1 pseudogene is annotated in these 557 nt (G+C 69.1%); it reads right to left on the bottom strand.

The features are described from left to right. A pseudogene (locus tag U5775_RS38975) lies at nt 1–557 on the bottom strand (hypothetical protein); the annotation flags it as partial.

Here is a 557-nt window from a genome sequence, read left to right as displayed (position 1 = left end):
CCCGTCTGGTCGCCCTTCGCGCCCACCACGTTCAGCTGGGCAACGTTCACCGCGTCCGTATCGGCCACGCCCGCTGCCACGTTCGTGACCGGGTTGCCGCCCATGTTCACGGTCTGACCAGCGCCCACGCTCAGGCCGCCATTGGCGTTGATCATGCCGCTCGAGTTGACGCCATCGGCCGTGACGGCGCCGGCAAACGTCGGCGCGTCGGCGAACTGCACGTCCACGTTGCCCGAGCTGTCCACCACGGTCTTGACGTTGCTGTCGGAGTACGTACCGGCCGTGGCGCCGCCGCCCTTGATCGTGACGGTGTCGCCCAGCTTCCGCGCCGCGCTGCCGGTGTTGCCGGCGACGCTCAGCGGAGTCGCGGCCAGGGCGTTGAGCTGGCCCATGTTCGCGGCGTCGGTCGCGGCCGAGCCGTTGGCGACGTTCGTGACCTGGTTGCCACCCATGTTCACGGACTGGCCGGCGCCCACGCTCAGGCCGCCGTTGGCGTTGACCATGCCGGCGAACGTGGGGTTATCGACCACGTCGTAGGTGACGTTGTTGTTGGCGTC

The organism is Paraburkholderia sp. J63, from assembly GCF_905220245.1.
Taxonomy (GTDB): domain Bacteria; phylum Pseudomonadota; class Gammaproteobacteria; order Burkholderiales; family Burkholderiaceae; genus Paraburkholderia.
Note: the sequence above shows the minus strand (reverse complement) of the source record. Positions and strands in the feature narration are given on the sequence as shown.